This window comes from Bacillus sp. FSL R7-0166 (assembly GCF_038008935.1).
Lineage (GTDB): Bacteria > Bacillota > Bacilli > Bacillales > Bacillaceae > Bacillus > Bacillus altitudinis.
Map to the genome: position 1 here is coordinate 567,012 of NZ_JBBPAC010000001.1, position 19,163 is coordinate 586,174.

Genomic DNA, 19,163 nt, shown 5'->3' on the forward strand with positions numbered 1-19,163 from the left:
TTCCATTCATGGAACTAGGAATTAGTACATTTGTAGAAACAACACCTGATTTTCAAACAGGAAAAACAGTCAGCCACGCACAGCGCATTCGTGAAGTAGTAGAAGAAATTATTTTAGCAGATCAAGTGGGTCTCGACGTTTTTGGTGTAGGAGAGCATCATCGTGAAGATTTCGCCGCATCAAATCCAGCAGTCGTATTAGCAGCTGCGGCAACGCAAACAAAGAATATTCGTCTGACAAGTGCCGTAACTGTTCTTTCATCGGCAGATCCTGTTCGTGTGTTTCAAGATTTTGCGACATTAGATGGCCTTTCTAACGGGCGTGCAGAGATCATGGCTGGCCGTGGATCATTTATTGAATCGTTCCCGCTTTTTGGCTATGACTTAGATGATTATGAAGAATTATTTGAAGAAAAACTAGATTTACTATTGAAATTACAGCAGTCAGAGCGTGTGACATGGAGCGGTAAGCATCGTCCTTCCATTCAGGATGTCGGCGTATACCCAAGACCTGTTCAAGATCCGCTTCCGATCTGGATTGGCAGTGGAGGAAACAGAGAATCTGTCGTACGTGCTGGATTATTAGGATTACCACTTGTCCTTGCCATTATTGGCGGCAGCCCTAGACAGTTCGCACCGCTCGTGCAGCTCTACAAGCAAGCTGCGATTCACGCTGGACATGACCCTGAGAAATTAACGGTGGCATCCCATTCACATGGATTTGTTGCGGAGGAAACAGAATTGGCAGCAGATCAATTCTTCCCTTCTACACAGCATGTCATGAATACATTAGCAAGAGAACGAGGCTGGGGACCTTATACCCGTTCTACATTCGATGCAGCAAGAACATTAGAAGGTGCATTGTATGTAGGAGATCCAGATGCCGTGGCAGAGAAAGTGATACATCTGCGAAAAAATGTAGGCATTACGCGCTTCATGCTGCACGTACCGGTCGGTTCGATGCCGCATGATCAAGTGCTGAAAGCTATTGAGTTATTTGGAAAAGAAGTGGCTCCTAAAGTAAGAGAAGAGGTTGCCCGCTGGGAAGCTGAACAAGCATAACAAAAAAGTCGATCAAGTGAATAGGCTTGATCGACTTTTTCTTATGCTTAAGGATCAATAACACATGGTTTCACTGTAGGGCATGAAGCAGCAGAAGCAAATGGTGTGGCCGTCAAGGTGAAGAGGAAAACAAGTTGAAAACAGATAAGCCATTTTTTCATGAAATCACCTCCGTTATCAATTGCTTCACTAGAACGAGGTGAGGATAAAAGCATAGAAGTATGTAACACCCTCTATCCAGCATAAGACAATCATATCATAATTTTCAAAAAAATGAAAAAATAACTTACGAAAGTTCTAAATTATGGTATGGTTAATATGTTCAACAAAAAAAGGGAGGGATTTTTGTATGAAAAAGGTCATAACTTCTGTTTTGGTTGGAGCAATTGTTTTAACGGGTGCGGGTGTCACCGCTGTCCCGGTAGAAGCGAAGGGGAAAGTAAACAGTGAAGTTACGGTACAAGCAAGTCGAACCGTCTCGGAAACGAGAACATATACGACGTCAAACATCCCATCAAGTATTACATATGCAAAGGATGGATGGGTCGGTATTCTCTATCAATCGTCAATTGAAGAGTTAGGTTTAGGAAAATATAGAGTTACCTTTACTGGAACGGTTGTACGCGATCCAGGATTTAATTAAATAAAATGTAAAGCTGACAGGTGGACAAGCCTGTCAGCTTTTTTTAATGGGGATAATAAAGAATCATTTGCATCCGTACCATCTGTTCTCCTGATTGTTTATACTCATGGGCACGGTCAGCTTTAAACCGAATCGAGTCGCCAGCTTGTAATGTGTATTGCTCATCACCGATTGATAAATCAAGTGCTCCCTCAAATACGGTAATCAATTCCTCTGTACCGCCGATATGTTCTTCCGTACTTAACGACCCATGAGGATCAATTTCTACCTGATAGACTTCAAATTTTCTCAGGTCATCAAATGGGAACGTCGTATATACCCGATACCTTCCCTCGTCCTCGGTTAAAACTTGTCCGTCTTCTTTTCGCACAAACTTAATCTCAGGCTGCGGTGCGTATATGAGTTCACTAAAAGACACCTTCAACCCATTGGCGATTTTCCACAGAGTGGTGATGGTCGGTGTGGATTCTCCTCTTTCGATTTGCCCAATCATCGTTTTACTCACACTTGTTACCTCAGCCATCTTTTCTAGGCTTAATTTCTTTTGCTCTCTTAGCAGTTTGACATTTCTAGCAATAATTGATTGTACATCCTCCATCAAAAAACTCCTTTCTTTTATTTACTTTATAACGACCGAATAGTACAATGAAACGTAATATACGCAATAAAGACTTTTTAGTCTAAATAACGTATGAAAAGGAGGTAACGATTTGATTGTTTCCATGTTGATTTATGCTTTTGTTACCAGCTTCACCCCTGGGCCGAATAATATCATGGCGATGGTCTTTACGAATAAATATGGGGTCAAGCAAACATTTCGATTTTGTTTAGGGGTTGGGATCGGATTTTTGGTCATTTTATGTTTGAGCGGTTTTTTCAATATGATTCTTTATCAAGTCATGCCGAAAATCGGCTGGGTTATGGCTTTCATCGGAGCCGGTTACATGATCTATTTAGCTGTCAAAATCATGAAAAGTAAAGGCGGAGATGACGAAACGCTAGACCGCTATAATCATTTTATCCCAGGGATGCTGCTGCAATTTATTAATCCGAAAGCCATCTTGTATGGGTTAACCGTCATTTCCACTTTTGTTCTGCCGTATGGACAGTCCAATATGCAATACATGTTGTTGACGTTGATTCTCGCCATCATTGGTTTTTTAGGCACATTTAGCTGGAGTTTATTTGGCTCTGTATTCAAGCGTTTTTTGACTCTTTATCAGCGGCCGTTCCAGTTCGTCATGGGGCTGCTGCTTATGTATAGTGCGATTTCGATGATCTGGAGTTATGTCATGTAAGCGGTCAGGAGACTGGCCGCTGCCTGCCCATCACAACCGTATCATAATACATGCCGTCCGCCAGCCGTTTATCTTTTTTTAACAAGCCTTCAATCTCAAAGCCATAGTGTTCATATAAACGAATGGCTTTTTGATTGGTTTCCATTACTTGAAGTGACATCTTTTGAATGCCTTGCTGATCTGCCCAGTCGATCGATGCAGCTAAAAGTTCTTTCCCGATGTGATAGCCCCAAGCGGCCTTCTGTACGGCGACGCCAAACATTACTTTGTGAGCAGAGCGCTTAAGAGAATGCCCTTCGCATCTTGAAAAACCGACAATGTCTCCTTCAATATCTGCAACTAAAAAGAGATGACGGCATTCCTTGGAATCCTCTTGAATCAACGTCTCGAACCCTTTCTCATCAATAAAAGCTTCACCCGGTTCACGATCTAAATATTCGGTTTCGCCATCGATTTTCAGTCTGAGAGCTGATAACTGTTTGGCATCTGCTGATGCAGCAGAGCGAATACGATAGGTCACACCACGTACAGTGAACATACTTTCAGAAATGATCATTGAACAGACCACCAACCTTTCATTCCATTATGTCTATCATACCTGAAACGCGCACACAGCACACTCAGATGTTTTGTCATGTGCAAAAAGGATAAATAAACAGTATCAAACGTGGAGGTGGAACAAAATGAGTGAACAAAATGGACATATGGATAAAGCGAAAGGAAAAACAAATCAAGTCAAAGGTCAAGTGAAAGAAAAACTTGGCGAAGCGACAGATCATGAAAACCTGAAAGCAGAAGGAAAGAAAGATCAAGTAAAAGGAAAGCTTCAAGATAAAAAAGGTGAGGTGAAAAATAAGCTGAATCAGTAGTTTGCGTATACTTACACTCGCCCCATGTATCCATCATCACATTCCTTTCATCAATAAAATGAATAGGTGTGTGAAAAGAATTGATTATAAATTCTCGCTTCCGTCATGTAGACTTTAAATAGAAGACATGAACAAGGGAGATGGATGACTTGGAGCAAGTATGGGGGAAAGTTGACGAGTATATCAAAGACAAATTGATGGCTAAAGATGACGTATTGGAGCAAACTCTTATCAAGAATAAGCAAGCCGGATTACCAGAAATAGATGTGTCGCCGGCCCAAGGAAAACTGCTTTATTTGTTAGCAAAAACCAAGGGTGCAAAGCGCATTTTAGAAATCGGTACACTTGGCGGTTATAGTACCATTTGGCTTGCCCGTGCACTTGAAGCGGATGGAGAACTCATGACATTAGAGGCTGTCAGTCATCATGCAGAAACAGCACAGCAAAACATAGACAGAGCAGGCCTAGCAGAACGTGTCACCATTTTACAAGGAAAAGCGTTAGATACTTTATCTCAGTTAAAAGAGCAGGATACGCTCCCGTTCGATTTGATTTTCATTGATGCAGACAAACCAAACAACCCGCAATATTTGAAGTGGGCGTTACACTTCTCAAAAAAGGGAACAGTCATTATTGCAGACAATGTGGTCAGAAATGGAGCAGTTCTTCATGCCTCTGATCAAGATGAGCGAGTGAAGGGAACTCGTGAATTCTTCGATTTACTCAAACAAGAGTCGAGAATTGAGGCAACCGCTATTCAAACTGTTGGCGAAAAAGGCTATGACGGCTTTGTATACGGTATCGTAAAATGAAAAAAAGCTTAACCGCATCCGGTTAAGCTTTTTCTATTAGAAAAACCATCTAGCTGTGCCCATCAGCATGACGCCTACTAGAACGGTGAGGGACAAGCTTTTTGTCCAAACAGCGATTAACACAGTTGGAACCAAGACAGCAAGATACATCCAGTGAATGGTGACGCCTGCTGTAGTATGTATGAATAGATGCTCTGCAATCAAAGCAGTAAATATACAAATGGGGATAAATGATAACCATTTGAGCACCACTTCTGGCATCTGGATACTCCTTACAAATAAAAATGGAACGACTCTTGGGATGATGGTCACAATCATACAGCCAAGAATGAGCCATAACATAAAACTGCTAATCATTTATCTGTCACCACCCCAATAGTGGCAACAAGCACAGTTGCCAACAAAACAGCCACGTGTGAAGGAACAAAATGAAGCAGCACAAACATCGCAACAAACATATATAAAACAAGTGATAAGCGATGGGTGAGCTTATTTTTTGGCACCGTCTGTAAAGAAAGAATGAGCAGCGCAGCAAACATCGCGGATAGGGCAAAATCAAGACCAAGCGCCTCTGGATTTGAAATCCAGTGTCCGAATATTCCGCCAAGTGTACACGCAGCAATCCAGCATAAATAAGCTGTAATGTTCAGTCCATGCATCCATCTGTTATTCAATTTTCCTTGCTGTGCTAATTTATTCATCGCTACGCCAAAGGATTCATCAGTAAGCAGAAGACCAAACCCGATGTTCTGCTTTACAGAGTAGCGTGTAAAATGGGGGGCAAGCGTAAGGCTGAGTAACAAATGCCGTAAATTGACAATGAACGTGGTGAAAATAATAGCGGAAAGAGGGCTTCCTGTCACAAGTAATGCACAGATGATAAACTGTGAAGCGCCAGCATAAATAAAGATAGATAACAGCGCGATTTCCCATATACTTAACTGCGAACTAATGCCAACAATTCCAAAGGCAAACCCAATGCTCATATAACCAAGCAAGGTTGGCACACAATCTTTTATTCCCTCAAGAAACGGTTCGTTTCCGGCAGTGGGAATGTGTTTCCTAGCTTCAACATCCAAATACCTCTACTCCTTTTCTATGTAAACATCAATTGTTTTACTTACTATAAGAAAACGAATTCATCATGTCAATCCTATTGAACTTCTATTATATGAAGAAACATGGCGATAAAAAGGATTGAAGTGAACCAGATTTTGTTATAAAGTAATCAGAAAATAAACACAATTGGGGTGACTGATATGCAATGGAAGCCTTTATTTGAACATGATGTACCAAATCACCTCCGTCCATAACGGAGAGTGATCTCCGTTTGTGGATATCGCAGTGAATATATCCAGTAACGGAGGGGAAAAAATGAATGGAAAATATATAGGAGCCCTCTACTTAGCGTTAGCTGCTAGTATTTGGGGCGGTATGTATGTAGTGGTCAAAGTAACAGTTGCGGTTGTCCCGCCACTTGAGCTCGTCTGGATGAGATATGCAGTAGCTGGAGTCGTTCTTGTGTTCACGATTTGGCGTTTGGGCTACTCTTTTCGGTTAGACAAAAAGGATATCCCGCTGATTGTGTCGATTGGATTGATTGGCAACTTTCTATCGATCGTGACCCAAGAAATTGGCACAATGTATACGTCTGCACAAATGGGTGCCGTCATCACATCGGCCACACCTGCTTTTATGGTGCTTTTCGCTTTCTTTCTATTAAAAGAATCTTTCACAATGAGAAAGTGTGTCTCCATTCTGCTTGCTACAGTAGGTGTGCTGACGATGATTGGGCCTGTCGCTGTTCAAACGGATGAGTTTGTTGGCGGTCTTTCACTGGTTATTGCTGCATTAACATGGGCGCTGATGTCTGTTCTTTTGAAACGAGTTCCAGGAAAGTATCCTCAAGTAGTGACGACAACATATGCGATCATTGTGGCCTTTATCGTATTAACACCACCTGTCTTGTTTCGTTTGCCTCATCTTGATGTGCATCAAATGGCAAGACCGGAAATATGGGGCGGCATTCTGTATCTAGGTATCATCTCAACGGCCCTTGCTTTCTTTTTGTGGAATAGAGGGCTTCAACTGATGGACGCTTCAAGCGGTGGTCTATTTTTCTTCTTTCAACCAATCGTTGGCACGGTCCTTGGATGGCTGCTTCTAGGTGAAGAGATGGGCTTACGTTCGTTTGTTGGGATTTTGTGTATTTTCGCAGGTGTATATACTGTCCTGCGTCAGAGAGAGTAAGATGAGATTCCCCTTGAAGAAGGGGAATTTTCTTTACAATGAATAGATGAGAGTTTCATAGAAGGTGGAGGTGAGCAGGGATGATCCAGTATCCATTTTTGCAAAAAGGACAAACGATTGGGGTGACAGCACCTTCCTCAGGTGTGCAGCCCTCTTTGCATGATATGTTTCAACTGTCTTGCGATCGGATGAAAAAAAGAGGATATGAAGTCATATGTGGAGAGACAGTATGGCAACAGGAAAAAGCGAAATCAGCTCCTGCAATCAAGCGAGCAAATGAGTTACAGCGGATGATGACTTGTCATGAGATTGACCACATCATCCCGCCATGGGGCGGACAGCTGCTTATTGAAGTGTTAGAGCATCTTGATTTCTCAGTGATGCAAAAAAAGTGGATTCTTGGTTATTCAGATACAAGTCTCCTTCTATTAGCTTTGACATTAAACACAGGCATTGCAACAGCGCATGGACCGAACCTGGTGGATCTTCAGGGGGAAGAGCTTGATCAGGTGACGGCTATGTGGGAACAAATACTTTCCACTCCAGAGAAAAAGGACGTTACTCAATTTTCTTCTGATATGTATCAAAAGGAATGGCAGTATGACCATCCAAGCATTCATGTCTTTCATTTAACCGAGCCAACCGCATGGCGTACTGTTGATCACTTAGAGACGACGATGAAGGGAAGACTGATGGGTGGCTGTATTGATGTGATCCGGCACTTAGCTGGCACGCCTTTTGGAGATGTCAAAGCTTTTCAAGAAACATACCTGAAAGGTGAACCCATTCTATGGTATTTTGAAAACTGTGAATTAAATGCTGCGAGCATGAAGAGGTCTCTTGTTCAATTAAAACTAGCAGGCTGGTTTGATCATTGCTCTGGCATCATGTTTGGCAGGAGTGCAGTGGACACTCCTGTGGAAGGATATGAATATACGGATCTATATGAAGAATTGCATAAGGAATTACACATACCGATTGTTTACGATATTGATTGTGGACACGTACCACCGCAAATGACCCTCATTAACGGAGCATACGCGGAGGTGCAGTTGCAACAAGAAGGTAAAGCCGTGCTGAAGCAGACATTTTTGCCATAAAAAAAGGAAAGGGCGACCCCTTTCCTTCATAAAAAACATTACATTCCTTTTGTTTCTTCACCTGCTTTTGGAACTTCCCATGCAGACTCTCGGAATACTTTTTCCCATTTAGAAACGACAATACAGGCAACCGCATGTCCAGGAACATTCACGCCTGTTCGAGCCATATCCATAATCCGATCAACACCGGCGATAATAGCGACACCTTCTGCTGGCAGACCTACTGCATGAGCTGTTGCCAAAAGAACGACAAGTGACCCAGACGGGACAGCTGCAATGCCTTTACTTGTTAAAACAAGGACAAGCATCATGAGGAGCTGCTGTGATAAACTCATATCGACACCAAACGCTTGTGCAAGAAACACACAGGAAACCGATAAATATAAACTTGAACCATCACAATTAAGAGAAAGACCTGACGGGATGACGAAGGAAACGATTCTTTTTGGGCAGCCGTATTTCTCCATCCGTGACATGAGCTGGGGAAGAACAGTTTCTGTACTTGTAGTAGAAAAGGCCACTAAAAACAAATCCCAAATCATTTTCAACACTTCGAAGTAGTTAAAACGGAAGATCAGTGCGACAAGAGGGAACAAAACAAATAGAATAATAAACAATCCTAAGAAGACAGTGCCAACAAGTTTCATCATAGGAATGAGTAAAACAATGCCGTATTGTCCGACAGAAGCTGCCATTAATGCTAAAACTCCAATAGGAGCTGTCACCATGACCATTTGTGTGAGCTTAAACATAATTTGTGCTACTGATTCAAAGAAGGTAAGGACAGGAGCGGAAGCTTTCCCAATACCGCTTGCGGCTACACCGAATAAAATAGCGAAGAAAATCACTGCTAGTAAATCATTCTGAGCCATGACATCGATGATATTGGTTGGAATGATGTCTAAAACCATCTGTTTAAAATCGACGACCTTTTGAGTATAACCATCGAGTTCCCCAATATCTTTCTTAGCTAATTGAGAGAAATCGAGTCCAACGCCTGGCTTTAACACGTTGGCCAATAAAAGCCCGATTCCAAGAACGATGGTCGTAATGACTTCAAACCAAATGATTGTCTTTAATCCGAGACTACCCATTTTCTTCATTCCACCACTGCCAGCTGCGCCGATGACAATCGTAGAGAAAACAATAGGGACTACAATCATTTTAATCAATCGGATAAAGCCATCCCCAATGGGCCGCAGTGCCATTCCGAAATCAGGGAAGAAGTGGCCGATAAGAGCTCCTATCACCAAAGCGATCATGATTTGAAAAGCGACAAACTTTTTCATCATCTCCTACCTCCTTTAAATGCATGGAAAATATTAAGAATTTTCCAATAAATAAAAATTCTAGGTGACCATGTTTTGTCCTCCTTTGGATTTAGAAAGATTTTATTTAAGAATCATTAGAATTATGAAGAAAGAAATGAAAATAGGGCGATTGAAACTCTATTTATCTAACAAAAGAGCACTTCTTAAAAAACATGAAATTTTTTTAGAAAAATGTATTGACCCTTTTGTATGATTCATGGTATATTTTTATTCGTCGCTGATGACGCATCTGAAACACTGATGCTCAGACAGATACGACAAACAAACTTCAAAAAGATGTTGACTTAATAAAAACGATATGTTAAGATAATTAAGTCGCCTGATTAAGCGCCCGTAGCTCAATTGGATAGAGCGTTTGACTACGGATCAAAAGGTTAGGGGTTCGACTCCTCTCGGGCGCGCCAATAACATTTAACCACGCGGGTGTAGTTTAGTGGTAAAACCTCAGCCTTCCAAGCTGATGTCGTGAGTTCGATTCTCATCACCCGCTCCATTTTAAAAGATGATCTTTGAAAACTAAACAAGACAAAACGTACCTGTTAATTCGAGTTTTTATAAAAAAATCCTATGATACTTCATAGGTAGTCAGTCAAACGCTGACGAAAAACAAAACTTCGGTTTTGTACTTTTTCGGAGAGTTTGATCCTGGCTCAGGACGAACGCTGGCGGCGTGCCTAATACATGCAAGTCGAGCGGACAGAAGGGAGCTTGCTCCCGGATGTTAGCGGCGGACGGGTGAGTAACACGTGGGTAACCTGCCTGTAAGACTGGGATAACTCCGGGAAACCGGAGCTAATACCGGATAGTTCCTTGAACCGCATGGTTCAAGGATGAAAGACGGTTTCGGCTGTCACTTACAGATGGACCCGCGGCGCATTAGCTAGTTGGTGAGGTAACGGCTCACCAAGGCGACGATGCGTAGCCGACCTGAGAGGGTGATCGGCCACACTGGGACTGAGACACGGCCCAGACTCCTACGGGAGGCAGCAGTAGGGAATCTTCCGCAATGGACGAAAGTCTGACGGAGCAACGCCGCGTGAGTGATGAAGGTTTTCGGATCGTAAAGCTCTGTTGTTAGGGAAGAACAAGTGCAAGAGTAACTGCTTGCACCTTGACGGTACCTAACCAGAAAGCCACGGCTAACTACGTGCCAGCAGCCGCGGTAATACGTAGGTGGCAAGCGTTGTCCGGAATTATTGGGCGTAAAGGGCTCGCAGGCGGTTTCTTAAGTCTGATGTGAAAGCCCCCGGCTCAACCGGGGAGGGTCATTGGAAACTGGGAAACTTGAGTGCAGAAGAGGAGAGTGGAATTCCACGTGTAGCGGTGAAATGCGTAGAGATGTGGAGGAACACCAGTGGCGAAGGCGACTCTCTGGTCTGTAACTGACGCTGAGGAGCGAAAGCGTGGGGAGCGAACAGGATTAGATACCCTGGTAGTCCACGCCGTAAACGATGAGTGCTAAGTGTTAGGGGGTTTCCGCCCCTTAGTGCTGCAGCTAACGCATTAAGCACTCCGCCTGGGGAGTACGGTCGCAAGACTGAAACTCAAAGGAATTGACGGGGGCCCGCACAAGCGGTGGAGCATGTGGTTTAATTCGAAGCAACGCGAAGAACCTTACCAGGTCTTGACATCCTCTGACAACCCTAGAGATAGGGCTTTCCCTTCGGGGACAGAGTGACAGGTGGTGCATGGTTGTCGTCAGCTCGTGTCGTGAGATGTTGGGTTAAGTCCCGCAACGAGCGCAACCCTTGATCTTAGTTGCCAGCATTTAGTTGGGCACTCTAAGGTGACTGCCGGTGACAAACCGGAGGAAGGTGGGGATGACGTCAAATCATCATGCCCCTTATGACCTGGGCTACACACGTGCTACAATGGACAGAACAAAGGGCTGCGAGACCGCAAGGTTTAGCCAATCCCACAAATCTGTTCTCAGTTCGGATCGCAGTCTGCAACTCGACTGCGTGAAGCTGGAATCGCTAGTAATCGCGGATCAGCATGCCGCGGTGAATACGTTCCCGGGCCTTGTACACACCGCCCGTCACACCACGAGAGTTTGCAACACCCGAAGTCGGTGAGGTAACCTTTATGGAGCCAGCCGCCGAAGGTGGGGCAGATGATTGGGGTGAAGTCGTAACAAGGTAGCCGTATCGGAAGGTGCGGCTGGATCACCTCCTTTCTAAGGATATATGGAGCAGCGTACGTTTTTCGTCTTGTTTAGTTTTGAAGGATCATTCCTTCAAACATGTCTCTAGCGAGACAGGATTGTTCTTTGAAAACTAGATAACAATAAGTAATACATTCACATTGAATGCAATGCAAAGTTCATCACACATAGTGATTCTTTCTAAAGTAAGAAATGGTTAAGTTAGAAAGGGCGCACGGTGGATGCCTTGGCACTAGGAGCCGATGAAGGACGGGACGAACACCGATATGCTTCGGGGAGCTGTAAGCAAGCTTTGATCCGGAGATTTCCGAATGGGGAAACCCACTGCTCGTAATGGAGTAGTATCCATACTTGAATACATAGAGTATGAGAAGGCATACCCGGGGAACTGAAACATCTAAGTACCCGGAGGAAGAGAAAGCAAATGCGATTCCCTGAGTAGCGGCGAGCGAAACGGGAACAGCCCAAACCAAGAGGCTTGCCTCTTGGGGTTGTAGGACACTCTATACGGAGTTACAAAGGAACGATATAAGCGAAGAGGTCTGGAAAGGCCCGCCAAAGAAGGTAACAGCCCTGTAACTGAAATGTTGTTCTCTCCAGAGTGGATCCTGAGTACGGCGGAACACGTGAAATTCCGTCGGAATCCGGGAGGACCATCTCCCAAGGCTAAATACTCCCTAGTGACCGATAGTGAACCAGTACCGTGAGGGAAAGGTGAAAAGCACCCCGGAAGGGGAGTGAAATAGATCCTGAAACCGTGTGCCTACAAGTAGTCAGAGCCCGTTAACGGGTGATGGCGTGCCTTTTGTAGAATGAACCGGCGAGTTACGATCCCGTGCAAGGTTAAGCAGAAGATGCGGAGCCGCAGCGAAAGCGAGTCTGAATAGGGCGCATGAGTACGTGGTCGTAGACCCGAAACCAGGTGATCTACCCATGTCCAGGGTGAAGTTCAGGTAACACTGAATGGAGGCCCGAACCCACGCACGTTGAAAAGTGCGGGGATGAGGTGTGGGTAGGGGTGAAATGCCAATCGAACCTGGAGATAGCTGGTTCTCTCCGAAATAGCTTTAGGGCTAGCCTCAAGGTAAGAGTCTCGGAGGTAGAGCACTGATTGGACTAGGGGCCCCTACCGGGTTACCGAATTCAGTCAAACTCCGAATGCCGATGACTTATCCTTGGGAGTCAGACTGCGAGTGATAAGATCCGTAGTCGAAAGGGAAACAGCCCAGACCGCCAGCTAAGGTCCCAAAGTATACGTTAAGTGGAAAAGGATGTGGAGTTGCTTAGACAACCAGGATGTTGGCTTAGAAGCAGCCACCATTTAAAGAGTGCGTAATAGCTCACTGGTCGAGTGACTCTGCGCCGAAAATGTACCGGGGCTAAACGTATCACCGAAGCTGCGGACTGTTCTTACGAACAGTGGTAGGAGAGCGTTCTAAGTGCAGTGAAGTCAGACCGGAAGGACTGGTGGAGCGCTTAGAAGTGAGAATGCCGGTATGAGTAGCGAAAGACGGGTGAGAATCCCGTCCACCGAATGCCTAAGGTTTCCTGAGGAAGGCTCGTCCGCTCAGGGTTAGTCGGGACCTAAGCCGAGGCCGAAAGGCGTAGGCGATGGACAACAGGTTGATATTCCTGTACCACCTCCTCACCATTTGAGCAATGGGGGGACGCAGGAGGATAGGGTAAGCGCGGTATTGGATATCCGCGTCCAAGCAGTTAGGCTGGGAAATAGGCAAATCCGTTTCCCGTGAAGGCTGAGCTGTGATGGCGAGCGAAATTTAGTAGCGAAGTTCCTGATTCCACACTGCCAAGAAAAGCCTCTAGCGAGGTGAGAGGTGCCCGTACCGCAAACCGACACAGGTAGGCGAGGAGAGAATCCTAAGGTGATCGAGAGAACTCTCGTTAAGGAACTCGGCAAAATGACCCCGTAACTTCGGGAGAAGGGGTGCTTCTTAGGGTGTTAAAGCCCCGAGAAGCCGCAGTGAATAGGCCCAGGCGACTGTTTAGCAAAAACACAGGTCTCTGCGAAGCCGTAAGGCGAAGTATAGGGGCTGACGCCTGCCCGGTGCTGGAAGGTTAAGAGGAGCGCTTAGCGTAAGCGAAGGTGCGAATTGAAGCCCCAGTAAACGGCGGCCGTAACTATAACGGTCCTAAGGTAGCGAAATTCCTTGTCGGGTAAGTTCCGACCCGCACGAAAGGCGCAACGATCTGGGCACTGTCTCAACGAGAGACTCGGTGAAATTATAGTACCTGTGAAGATGCAGGTTACCCGCGACAGGACGGAAAGACCCCGTGGAGCTTTACTGCAGCCTGATATTGAATGTTGGTACAGCTTGTACAGGATAGGTAGGAGCCTTGGAAACCGGAGCGCTAGCTTCGGTGGAGGCATCGGTGGGATACTACCCTGGCTGTATTGACCTTCTAACCCGCTGCCCTTATCGGGCAGGGAGACAGTGTCAGGTGGGCAGTTTGACTGGGGCGGTCGCCTCCTAAAATGTAACGGAGGCGCCCAAAGGTTCCCTCAGAATGGTTGGAAATCATTCGCAGAGTGTAAAGGCACAAGGGAGCTTGACTGCGAGACCTACAAGTCGAGCAGGGACGAAAGTCGGGCTTAGTGATCCGGTGGTTCCGCATGGAAGGGCCATCGCTCAACGGATAAAAGCTACCCCGGGGATAACAGGCTTATCTCCCCCAAGAGTCCACATCGACGGGGAGGTTTGGCACCTCGATGTCGGCTCATCGCATCCTGGGGCTGTAGTCGGTCCCAAGGGTTGGGCTGTTCGCCCATTAAAGCGGTACGCGAGCTGGGTTCAGAACGTCGTGAGACAGTTCGGTCCCTATCCGTCGCGGGCGCAGGAAATTTGAGAGGAGCTGTCCTTAGTACGAGAGGACCGGGATGGACGCACCGCTGGTGTACCAGTTGTTCTGCCAAGGGCATCGCTGGGTAGCTATGTGCGGACGGGATAAGTGCTGAAAGCATCTAAGCATGAAGCCCCCCTCAAGATGAGATTTCCCATTCCGCAAGGAAGTAAGATCCCTGAAAGATGATCAGGTTGATAGGTCTGAGGTGGAAGCGTGGTGACACGTGGAGCTGACAGATACTAATAGATCGAGGACTTAACCTATATTCTAATGTGAAAAATGAACGTTGTTATCTAGTTTTGAGAGAACATTCTCTCCATCAGGTTTGGTGGCGATAGCGAAGAGGTCACACCCGTTCCCATACCGAACACGGAAGTTAAGCTCTTCAGCGCCGATGGTAGTTGGGGGTTTCCCCCTGTGAGAGTAGGACGCCGCCGAGCTTGTTATTTTATATCGTCGCGGGGTGGAGCAGTTCGGTAGCTCGTCGGGCTCATAACCCGAAGGTCGCAGGTTCAAATCCTGCCCCCGCAACCAAATTATTTTACCTATTAAATAGGGAGTACTCATTGAGTACAGCCAAAATGGTCCGGTAGTTCAGTTGGTTAGAATGCCTGCCTGTCACGCAGGAGGTCGCGGGTTCGAGTCCCGTCCGGACCGCCATTTTTATAACTTGTAAACGAAAACGTATAGTTTCGTTTTTTTTTATGTCTTTTTCTTTCAATAAGTATCCTAGATGCAATGAAACTCCTTGTGTTTGGCTACACTAAATGTGATAAGAAAAGATCATGACTTCAACAAACAACGCCTGGTTTTTTTATACCAGGCTTTCTTTATATCATTTTTAGTTGGAACCGAGGCTCATATTCGCTACACTAATACTAACTGTGTCTGACATCATGTTTGCTCAATCAGTTGATTGTATGAAGGGGCTGTCTTTTATGGATGAATTTGATCTTATTCGCCGAATTACACCAAAAGAAACGCATCAGCGTTCTTTGGTCATGGGCATCGGTGATGATGCTAGTGTTTATCAACCTCATTCACATTGTGAAGAGGTCGTTTGTGTTGATACAATGGTAGAGCATGTCCATTTTCGATTTGATTTTTCCACACCCTTTGAGGTTGGATTTAAAGCGCTGGCAGTGAATATCAGTGATATCGCAGCCATGGGAGGAACCCCTAAGTATTATCTTGTATCAATTGCGATCCCGCCTCATGGGGATGAAGCAATTGTCGCAGCTTTTTACGAGGGAATGAAAGCATTGGCTGACACATATCATATGGATTTAATCGGTGGAGATACAGTAGCCACCCGCAGTGACTTTGTCATCACAGTAACGGTCATTGGTGAGATTCCAAAGGGAACAGCCTGTTACCGTCATAGTGCTCAGACAGGAGACGTTGTCTTTGTCACAGGTGAACTAGGTTCATCAGCTGCTGGGCTATCCCTTTTAATGAATGAAGTAAATGCTGCACATTCGATTGACACTGCTTTTTTTCTAGAGCGACACAAAATGCCGCAGCCGCATATTGCTGCTGGCCTTATTTGTTCAAGCTTCCCCCGGGTGACCTTGAATGATGTGAGTGACGGATTAGCGAGTGAGTTAAACGAAATAGCGGAAGCCAGTCGTGTGACGATTGAAATTGAAGCTGCTCAGCTTCCAAAACATCCACATCTACCGTTGTTACATAAAGAGTGGCTTGAATGGGTCTTGTTCGGTGGAGAGGATTTTGTCTTAACTGGTACGATCCCTGAATCGGATTGGAAGCGATTTGAGACGCAATGTAAAAAAGAACACATTCAGGTCACGCGTATTGGACAAGTCAAAGATGACCGAGCGTCCAGCGTTATTTTAAAAGACCATGATCAACAAACAATTTTAATGAAAAAAGGATATAATCATTTTAAGAAATGAGGTGACTCCACCATGAAGTTAACGTGGACAACAAAAGGTGCGGATGAGACGAAACGAATTGCTGCTGCCTTGGCTACACTTGTGATGCCCGGCGATGTTTTAACATTAGAAGGAGACTTAGGCGCAGGTAAAACGACTTTTTCAAAAGGTTTTGCAGAAGGCTTAGGTATTACCCGTATCGTCAACAGCCCTACTTTTACAATTATTAAAGAATATACGGATGGCAGACTGCCACTTTATCATATGGATGTGTATCGTATGGAAGATGCGGAAGAAGATATTGGACTGGTCGAATATTTTGAGGGGGAAGGTGTATGTTTGGTTGAATGGGCACATCTCATTGAACCTCAATTGCCTTCATCGTATTTAAAAATTGAAATGCTGAGAACAGAACGTGAAGAAGAACGTCATCTCACGTTTTATGCAAAAGGGGAGCGCTATGAGGCCCTTTGTAAGGAGATGAAAGACATTGACCATACTGGCAATTGATACGTCAAACCATACACTCGGAATAGCTCTTGTCCGTGATGACACTGTGGTTGGGGAAAGTATTACGTACTTAAAGAAGAATCATTCAGTACGTGCAATGCCGACAGTTGAAGCACTGATGAAAGAATGCGGCGTAGCACCGAACGAATTAAGCAAAATTGTTGTAGCCAAAGGACCCGGTTCTTACACTGGCGTTAGAATCGGTGTGACCATTGCAAAAACACTTGCTTGGACGCTGTCTATTCCGATAGCTGCTGTTTCAAGTTTAGAAACGCTGGCGGCAAATGCTCGATATTTTAATGGAATGATTTCTCCTATATTTGATGCAAGAAGAGGACAAGTTTATACAGGGTTATATACATTTGAAGGTGGAAAGATAAAAGAAGTGAAACCTGATCAAAATATCCTGCTCACTGATTGGCTTCAAGAGCTGAAAAAGGAAGGGAACCCTGTTTTATTTCTTGGACATGATGTGCATCTTCATCAAGAGAATATACTCTCCATACTTGGAGAAACCGCCGTTTTAGCAGACGAGGCATTTCACAACCCAAGACCTTCAGTGCTCGCATTTTTGGGGGCAGACCGCCCTGCTGAAGATGTCCATCAGCTTGTTCCTAATTATATTCGTTTGGCAGAAGCGGAAGTGAAATGGCTTGAAGGACAAAAATAATCTCAACACAGTAGAGATGCGAAGAATGACAGTAGAGGACATCCCAGAGGTATATACGATTGAAGTGCATTCGTTTACAGCGCCTTGGAAAAAAGAGTCGTTTGTCTATGAAATTCTCCATAACCAATACAGCCATTATTTCCTCATTGAAGAAGATGGTCAGCCTGTTGGGTATTGCGGCGTTTGGATTGTCATGGATGATGCACAAATTACGAATATTGCGATTCTCCCTGAGCACCGGGGAAAAGGATACGGGGAAGCGCTGCTTCGATATGTCATGGAATTTTGCAAAGAAAAAAAGACAGATCATCTTTCACTAGAAGTGCGGGTATCAAATACGCCAGCACAATCCCTTTATGAAAAGCTCGGTTTTAAACCAGCTTCTATTCGAAAGAATTATTATACGGATAACGGGGAAGATGCATTAGTCATGTGGGTGAAGATAAATGAGTGAAAAAAAAGATCGATTCATATTAGGTATAGAAACAAGCTGTGACGAAACAGCTGCGTCCATTGTGAAAAATGGGAAAGAGATCGTAGCGAATGTTGTCGCCTCACAAATAGAAAGCCATAAACGATTTGGCGGCGTGGTACCAGAAATCGCTTCAAGGCATCATGTGGAACAAATGACGATCGTATTAGAAGAAGTCATGACGCAGGCCAATATGACCTTTCAGGATTTAGATGCCATTGCTGTGACAGAAGGTCCAGGCTTAGTTGGTGCACTTTTGATAGGTGTCAATGCAGCCAAAGCACTGAGTTTCGCACATCAAATTCCGCTTGTAGGTGTTCATCATATTGCTGGACACATTTATGCGAACCAGCTCGTTGGTGAACTGGTGTTTCCTTGTTTAGCTCTAGTCGTCTCTGGTGGGCATACTGAGCTTGTTTTGATGAAAGAGCATGGGTCTTTTGAGGTTATTGGTGAAACGTTGGATGATGCGGCTGGAGAAGCGTATGACAAAGTAGCTCGGACAATGGGTCTGCCATATCCAGGGGGACCTCACATTGATCGATTGGCACATGAAGGGGAGCCAACGATTAAGCTTCCTCGAGCATGGCTTGAAGAAGGATCCTATCATTTTAGCTTTAGCGGTTTAAAATCAGCGGTCATCAACACATTACACAATGCGTCTCAAAAGGGTGAAACCATTGCGCCAGAGGATTTGGCTGCAAGTTTCCAAGAAAGCGTGATTGAGGTGCTGGTTGGAAAGACATTAAAAGCGGCTGAATCGTATGGTGTGAAACAAGTCGTTCTAGCTGGCGGGGTTGCTGCCAATAAAGGTCTTAGAGAAGCCCTTACTTCAGCATTTGCGAAGCTACCTGAAGTGAATGTCATGATTCCGCCATTGTCTCTTTGTACAGACAATGCAGCCATGATTGCTGCTGCGGGAACCATTGCATTTGAAAAGGGAATAAGAGGCGACATGGCAATGAACGGTCAACCTGGACTGCCGCTTGTCTCCTATAAATAAGAACTCCTGTGGATATACAGGAGTTTCAGCGTGTAGACAAACCCTTGCATTCGGTGTCAGTCCTGCGTGCTGGTGCTCACGAATATCAAATTCGCTCCGCGCCAGTACTCGTCCTTCCTAGACTGCAAAGGTTTTCTATCACGCTGAGCTGAAAAGAAGACAAAGGACTAAAATAAAGTTCATTTTATCCCTTTGTCAACAATTTGGAACTCCTGTGGATATA

At 44.9% G+C, this 19,163-nt stretch carries 17 protein-coding genes, 4 tRNA genes and 3 rRNA genes; 19 read left to right on the forward strand and 5 right to left on the reverse strand.

Going from position 1 to position 19,163, the window contains the following annotated elements; all coding sequences use genetic code 11:
* Positions 1–8 precede the first annotated feature (8 nt).
* Positions 9–1,061 carry an LLM class flavin-dependent oxidoreductase gene (locus NST01_RS02840; RefSeq protein ID WP_024719164.1) on the forward strand — a complete coding sequence of 351 codons (1,053 nt, stop codon included), beginning with the start codon at positions 9–11 and terminating at the stop codon, positions 1,059–1,061.
* Positions 1,062–1,410: 349 nt separating this feature from the next.
* Complete coding sequence (locus NST01_RS02845) at positions 1,411–1,704, forward strand: hypothetical protein (RefSeq protein WP_008346693.1); 294 nt, start codon at positions 1,411–1,413, stop codon at positions 1,702–1,704.
* Positions 1,705–1,747: 43 nt separating this feature from the next.
* Here NST01_RS02845 and NST01_RS02850 read toward each other — a convergent pair whose 3' ends face one another.
* Positions 1,748–2,302, reverse strand: a complete 555-nt coding sequence (locus NST01_RS02850) for a helix-turn-helix domain-containing protein (protein ID WP_081114936.1) — start codon at positions 2,300–2,302, stop codon at positions 1,748–1,750.
* Between the two features lie 112 nt (positions 2,303–2,414).
* Here NST01_RS02850 and NST01_RS02855 point away from each other — a divergent pair, with 112 nt between their 5' ends.
* Complete coding sequence (locus tag NST01_RS02855; protein WP_113747448.1) at positions 2,415–3,002, forward strand: LysE family transporter; 588 nt, start codon at positions 2,415–2,417, stop codon at positions 3,000–3,002.
* Between the two features lie 4 nt (positions 3,003–3,006).
* Here NST01_RS02855 and NST01_RS02860 read toward each other — a convergent pair whose 3' ends face one another.
* Entirely contained in the window at positions 3,007–3,558 is a 552-nt protein-coding gene (locus NST01_RS02860; protein ID WP_326115394.1) for a GNAT family N-acetyltransferase, read from the reverse strand.
* Between the two features lie 127 nt (positions 3,559–3,685).
* On the opposite strand from NST01_RS02860, the gene NST01_RS02865 reads away from it, so the two are divergent.
* Together NST01_RS02865 and NST01_RS02870 are read left to right on the forward strand one after the other, a co-directional pair.
* The gene (locus NST01_RS02865; protein ID WP_041092893.1) at positions 3,686–3,871 is read left to right on the forward strand and encodes a CsbD family protein; all 186 of its coding nucleotides are present in this window, start codon (positions 3,686–3,688) and stop codon (positions 3,869–3,871) included.
* 149 nt (positions 3,872–4,020) lie between these two features.
* Positions 4,021–4,683, forward strand: a complete 663-nt coding sequence (locus tag NST01_RS02870) for an O-methyltransferase (RefSeq protein ID WP_008346684.1) — start codon at positions 4,021–4,023, stop codon at positions 4,681–4,683.
* Positions 4,684–4,719: 36 nt separating this feature from the next.
* On the opposite strand, the gene NST01_RS02875 is transcribed toward NST01_RS02870, so the two are convergent.
* Together NST01_RS02875 and NST01_RS02880 are read right to left on the reverse strand one after the other, a co-directional pair.
* Positions 4,720–5,040 (reverse strand): AzlD domain-containing protein, encoded by a 321-nt coding sequence (locus NST01_RS02875; RefSeq protein WP_008346681.1) that lies wholly within the window; start codon positions 5,038–5,040, stop codon positions 4,720–4,722.
* The gene (locus tag NST01_RS02880) at positions 5,037–5,762 is read right to left on the reverse strand and encodes an AzlC family ABC transporter permease (RefSeq protein WP_007496390.1); all 726 of its coding nucleotides are present in this window, start codon (positions 5,760–5,762) and stop codon (positions 5,037–5,039) included. The genes NST01_RS02875 and NST01_RS02880 overlap by 4 nt, the downstream gene beginning before the upstream one ends.
* A gap of 295 nt (positions 5,763–6,057) precedes the next feature.
* Here NST01_RS02880 and NST01_RS02885 point away from each other — a divergent pair, with 295 nt between their 5' ends.
* Together NST01_RS02885 and NST01_RS02890 are read left to right on the forward strand one after the other, a co-directional pair.
* Positions 6,058–6,933: a DMT family transporter gene (locus NST01_RS02885; protein ID WP_017358425.1), complete on the forward strand. Its 876-nt coding sequence runs from the start codon at positions 6,058–6,060 to the stop codon at positions 6,931–6,933.
* Between the two features lie 80 nt (positions 6,934–7,013).
* The gene (locus NST01_RS02890) at positions 7,014–8,033 is read left to right on the forward strand and encodes a S66 family peptidase (protein ID WP_046342787.1); all 1,020 of its coding nucleotides are present in this window, start codon (positions 7,014–7,016) and stop codon (positions 8,031–8,033) included.
* A gap of 38 nt (positions 8,034–8,071) precedes the next feature.
* Here the strand turns inward: NST01_RS02890 and gltP are convergent, their stop codons facing one another.
* Positions 8,072–9,322, reverse strand: a complete 1,251-nt coding sequence (gene gltP / locus NST01_RS02895; protein WP_024719154.1) for a glutamate-aspartate/proton symporter GltP — start codon at positions 9,320–9,322, stop codon at positions 8,072–8,074.
* 369 nt (positions 9,323–9,691) lie between these two features.
* Between gltP and NST01_RS02900 the strand changes: the two genes are divergently transcribed.
* The 12 genes from NST01_RS02900 (at position 9,692) to tsaD (ending at position 18,940) form a co-directional block, all read left to right on the forward strand.
* Positions 9,692–9,768, forward strand: a tRNA-Arg gene (locus NST01_RS02900).
* A 15-nt stretch (positions 9,769–9,783) separates the two neighbouring features.
* Positions 9,784–9,857: transfer RNA gene (locus NST01_RS02905), tRNA-Gly, on the forward strand.
* A 134-nt stretch (positions 9,858–9,991) separates the two neighbouring features.
* Positions 9,992–11,540, forward strand: a 16S ribosomal RNA gene (locus NST01_RS02910).
* 182 nt (positions 11,541–11,722) lie between these two features.
* Positions 11,723–14,653, forward strand: a 23S ribosomal RNA gene (locus tag NST01_RS02915).
* A gap of 61 nt (positions 14,654–14,714) precedes the next feature.
* Positions 14,715–14,830: ribosomal RNA gene (gene rrf / locus NST01_RS02920) — 5S ribosomal RNA — on the forward strand.
* The 16S, 23S and 5S rRNA genes sit together here with 4 tRNA genes alongside, the layout of an rRNA operon.
* 17 nt (positions 14,831–14,847) lie before the next feature.
* Positions 14,848–14,924: transfer RNA gene (locus NST01_RS02925), tRNA-Met, on the forward strand.
* Positions 14,925–14,973: 49 nt separating this feature from the next.
* A tRNA-Asp gene (locus NST01_RS02930) sits at positions 14,974–15,050 on the forward strand.
* A 278-nt stretch (positions 15,051–15,328) separates the two neighbouring features.
* On the forward strand, positions 15,329–16,306 hold the full coding sequence (thiL, locus tag NST01_RS02935) for a thiamine-phosphate kinase (RefSeq protein WP_019743793.1): 978 nt from the start codon (positions 15,329–15,331) through the stop codon (positions 16,304–16,306).
* A 12-nt stretch (positions 16,307–16,318) separates the two neighbouring features.
* Positions 16,319–16,795: a tRNA (adenosine(37)-N6)-threonylcarbamoyltransferase complex ATPase subunit type 1 TsaE gene (gene tsaE, locus NST01_RS02940; RefSeq protein ID WP_046527695.1), complete on the forward strand. Its 477-nt coding sequence runs from the start codon at positions 16,319–16,321 to the stop codon at positions 16,793–16,795.
* A complete protein-coding gene (gene tsaB, locus NST01_RS02945; RefSeq protein WP_035703483.1) occupies positions 16,776–17,465 on the forward strand; it encodes a tRNA (adenosine(37)-N6)-threonylcarbamoyltransferase complex dimerization subunit type 1 TsaB in 690 nt (229 codons plus the stop codon). The genes tsaE and tsaB overlap by 20 nt, the downstream gene beginning before the upstream one ends.
* Positions 17,466–17,490: 25 nt before the next feature.
* On the forward strand, positions 17,491–17,919 hold the full coding sequence (gene rimI / locus NST01_RS02950; protein ID WP_008344382.1) for a ribosomal protein S18-alanine N-acetyltransferase: 429 nt from the start codon (positions 17,491–17,493) through the stop codon (positions 17,917–17,919).
* On the forward strand, positions 17,912–18,940 hold the full coding sequence (gene tsaD / locus NST01_RS02955) for a tRNA (adenosine(37)-N6)-threonylcarbamoyltransferase complex transferase subunit TsaD (RefSeq protein ID WP_019743791.1): 1,029 nt from the start codon (positions 17,912–17,914) through the stop codon (positions 18,938–18,940). Before rimI ends, tsaD begins: the two co-directional genes overlap by 8 nt.
* The last annotated feature ends 223 nt before the right edge of the window (positions 18,941–19,163 follow it).